This is a genomic window from Helicobacter bizzozeronii (assembly GCF_900196775.1).
Taxonomy (GTDB): Bacteria; Campylobacterota; Campylobacteria; order Campylobacterales; family Helicobacteraceae; genus Helicobacter; species Helicobacter bizzozeronii.
Genome location: NZ_FZLB01000034.1, coordinates 1 through 3,739 on the forward strand (window position 1 = coordinate 1; position 3,739 = coordinate 3,739).

A 3,739-nucleotide genomic window follows, 5' to 3' on the forward strand; every position below is an offset into this window, starting at 1 on the left:
TTAAGCAAATCCCCTTGATGCTTGAATCCTGCTTGCTGGTAATCCTCTAAACACAGACTGCGCCCGATAATTTGTTGCTGGTGCAAAATGCTCAAGCACACCAAATCGCCAAGTTTGGAATGGGGCTTGGGGGTGCTACGCACAAGGGTATAGAGTGTATCTTGCATGACAAGATAGTCTATGGAGTTTTGCAGGGATTCCCCTTTAAAGGCAAAAATACGGGGCATGGTTTTAAAATGTTCCAAGAGTTGGTTTGTAACAGCCTCTAGGGGGTATTTGTAGGGGTCGTTAGGATCATCTCTTAATTGATCGTAAAAATCATCATAATCAGAGTGCCACCAACCTTTAAATTCTCTGAAGCGGTATAAATAAAACCCCTCTTTACCAGCGATCCTAAACTCAAGCACAACGGGCTTATGTTGGGCTTGAGAAGTGAGCGTGGGCGGGATAAAGCGCAACATGGCTAGTTTGATGAGCCTAATGTCTTGTTTGGGGGTATCCTCAAATCTGGGTTCTGTGAAATCTTTCAAACAAAAACCCTTTTCAAGCGCGCCACTTGGCTTGATGATGCCCAAACACATACCCTTAGCTTGCACCTGATAATCTTTGTAAAACTCGCCATAGGCACTCAAAAGAAAGGTGTTGATCTTAGAGCAATGGGGTTGATCCTTTGGGCATGGGGTGCTATATCTTGGGTAATCATCTGGGCTAGAGGGCAAATCGCTTGTGGGGGGGTATAAAAAGAAACGCTGGTACTGCCCAGCTTGCATAAAATCTGCTAACCATTGTTTGATCGCCCCTAAGGCTTGTTCTTGCGTTGTGGCAAATAGATTACTAGCACCCAAAATCGCCACCCCGATCAAAAGCCCTAATATCTTTTTCATCTGCGCGCACACAGCCCACGGAAACGGCACTCGGTTTCAAGTTTGGAGAGTTTGTAGATGCTTAGTTTATCCAATGGGAGCAAATTTTTAGCATTGGGGTCGTCTCTGGGTTGTCTGTAAAAAATATCTGTGCCTAAAAGTTCTTTAAAAGTGCTCTTAGTCTCCACTTGGAAAACTTGCTGGCTATACTGGTATAAATACAAAGCCCCATCGATCTCTTTTAGAGTGATAAAACCTTTGTAAGCCTTCACAAAAGGTTTAGAGGTGGGTTTATTTTGCCAATAACTCTCTAGGGTCAAAAAACGCCCCTTGTGGGTGAATTTAGTTTGCGCCCCTGCGCTATGGCATAGAGCCCAATATCCAAGACCTTGGGGACGGATATAATCACAACCCGCTAGAGGGGTGTGATTCAAGTAAAAATAGGGGGTGATTTGGAATAGAGTATAAGATCGCTTGCCCATCGTAACATCTACGGGGAGTTGTTGGGGAGGATTTTTGAGACCACAGAGGCGATCTTTGACCTGCATTTTTAATTGATTCAAAATGTTATTGTTGAGCTCACCCATCGCAATTTTATGTGCGCCCTCTGGGTCATCTTGGGATAGGCAGTAGCGATCGATTCTGGCATAAGCACTCTGTGCGCCGTAATAATCTAGGTAAAAGGTGCGATCGATGATTTTAAACACCAAAATAGGTAATGTGGGCTGCCCATAATAAACAAGACCCCCCCCAAGCACTAAAACCAAGTAAGGTTCTTGATTATGCTCCACAACTTGGGCAAATAAAGCCCCATTAAAACCCTCCAAACAAAAACCCTTGTAAAGTTTGCCTTGATACAACACGCCCGAGCACATCCACGCATTGTTAGTGGCTTCATTATTGGCATAAAATTTAGCTTTGGCATAGAGGAAGGTGTATTTTTCGCCCTTAAACTCAATGGGGACTTTGTTCTCCACGCTCCATTCTGCTTGGGGGCTGATCACATAGTAATTGTTGGCATCTTGGCTCATCTCTTTGGGCACAAAATCCCGCACCCACTGCTTGACCTGCTCCATCGCTTTGCGATCGTCCATGGCGTGTAAGGATGCTAGGAAACAAATTAAAAAACATAGGAGTTTTTTTAGAGATATTTTCATTTAGATTTTCCCATTGTATGGTGATTTAAAGATTGCTCCAATCTCTATGAGTGCAACCTATAGGCACTAGGATAGCACAGGATTTTTTAAGGGGTTTTAACCACTTTTGTCCCTAAAATTATTCCTCGTGCTTTAAAGCAAGCATTGCCCCCTCGCCCTTCACCAAATGCTTTAACACGTAGCGTTTGACAAAGAAGCTCACACTATCAGCTTCTTGGTCGGCTAAAGATTTGAGGGTATTGTATTCCTCTTGGGACAAGTAAAAAGTGATGGTGTGGTTTTGTTTTAAATGTGCAGGTAAGGGTTTTCTGCCCGGTTTGGCTTTGTCTTTAGCCTTAAAGGTATTTTCTTGGGTATTACTAGCATTTTTTAAAGCGTCTTGGATGGTTTGGGGGGTGTTTTCATTCATTGAATCGCTCCTTGTGTCAAAGTGTCTAAAAGGCGTTGGTATTCTGTGATGAAAGTCTTGTAATGGAGTCTGGAGAGCGGGGTTTGTAAAGAGAGCTCTTTAAAGCTCAGCCCCTTACGCATGGAGTTTTCTAAAATCTTGGAGCGTTTGAAACAAAAAAAGTTTAAATCGGTGAAGTTAGATTCTAAAGTAGAGCTAGCTTGTTCTTTTTCCTCTAGGCTTTGATAATCCGTGATGAGAACCATTAAGGGCACTTTTAAAGCTTGCAACTCTTGGATGGTTTCAATGGTCTTTAGTAGGGCGTTATAAAGAGGGGTGCAGGGGATGATGATGGCTTGACTGGCTTGAGCAATGTCTAAAACCCCACTTTGGATAAAGCCCCCAAAATCATAGACGCAGTTGTCAATCAAGGGCGGATAAGTGCTGATTTTAGCTTTATTGGGGTAAATGCTCTCAATGATGGAGGAGTCATTGCTTTGTAAGAACAAATCTAAATCTTTGGCAATGGAGAAACTAAAGGCAGTCTTGCCTACTCCGCCTTTTTTGTTGATGGTAGAAAGAATCATAAATACCCCTGTCAGTTGGTTTTCTGGGTTGCTTGCATAGATGCATCACCGACCAAATAAGCATAATATTTAATCCATTAAAAAATATTTAATATTTTGATTAATCAAATGATTTATATTTTTAATTGTATTAAACATAGATATACATTATTATAAATAATGTTTAATATAAATAGATAATGTTATATATTGTAATTAATACAAATTAACAATATTTAAAATTGTATTAAATATATTGATTTTTATTTAAACAAGTGTGCGGGCTTGCTAGAGCCTCTGCAAAGCAAAATGGCACGCTGCCAGTTGGTAACATTTGGATTTCTATACGACTTGGTTTAGGCGTAGGTAGGATTAAGAGGGCAAATTTTGTGCGGGGGTGATAAAGCACGCAACAAAAGGGTATAATGAGGGTACAAAAATCTTAGAGGAGAAGTTTTGACATGACTTTTAAACCTTTTTCTATCCCCAAAACTTTAAACACAGAGGGGCGGTGCTTTAGAGTTTGCAAGGGTGTTAAAAAATTAGGCTCCACTTTGGCAATCTTTGGAGTTGAATGCCACACGGCTTAGGCGTTTTGTTATCACCAATTAGTTTCAAAAGGCATATTTGGCGTGTTTTCCTAGTATGGGTGCTAGCATTTGGAGTGAGTAATGCGGATAGCCAAGCAGATACATACTACCAGCTTGCAAAGTCTTATAGCCACACTGGGGATTATGCCCAATCCATCATCTACTGGGAGAAATT

4 protein-coding genes are annotated in these 3,739 nt (G+C 41.3%); all 4 read right to left on the reverse strand.

Annotated elements, in window-relative coordinates:
* Positions 1–884: hypothetical protein (locus tag C5684_RS04455; protein ID WP_104639531.1), on the reverse strand; the 884-nt coding region annotated here is incomplete at its 3' end.
* Positions 881–1,957 (reverse strand): hypothetical protein, encoded by a 1,077-nt coding sequence (locus tag C5684_RS04460; RefSeq protein WP_104639533.1) that lies wholly within the window; start codon positions 1,955–1,957, stop codon positions 881–883. The genes C5684_RS04455 and C5684_RS04460, both read right to left, overlap by 4 nt.
* Before the next feature lie 181 nt (positions 1,958–2,138).
* The gene (locus C5684_RS04465; RefSeq protein WP_104638010.1) at positions 2,139–2,429 is read right to left on the reverse strand and encodes a ribbon-helix-helix domain-containing protein; all 291 of its coding nucleotides are present in this window, start codon (positions 2,427–2,429) and stop codon (positions 2,139–2,141) included.
* Positions 2,426–2,995, reverse strand: coding sequence for a P-loop NTPase family protein (locus C5684_RS04470; protein ID WP_104639532.1), 570 nt, complete (start codon positions 2,993–2,995; stop codon positions 2,426–2,428). The genes C5684_RS04465 and C5684_RS04470 overlap by 4 nt, the downstream gene beginning before the upstream one ends.
* Between the last annotated feature and the right edge of the window lie 744 nt (positions 2,996–3,739).

Excerpts from the sequence above, each read along its gene's own strand:
- C5684_RS04460 (WP_104639533.1), bottom strand. The coding sequence starts at position 1,957 with ATGGACGATCGCAAAGCGATGGAGCAGGTCAAGCAGTGGGTGCGGGAT.
- C5684_RS04465 (WP_104638010.1), bottom strand. The coding sequence starts at position 2,429 with ATGAATGAAAACACCCCCCAAACCATCCAAGACGCTTTAAAAAATGCT.
- C5684_RS04470 (WP_104639532.1), bottom strand. The coding sequence starts at position 2,995 with ATGATTCTTTCTACCATCAACAAAAAAGGCGGAGTAGGCAAGACTGCC.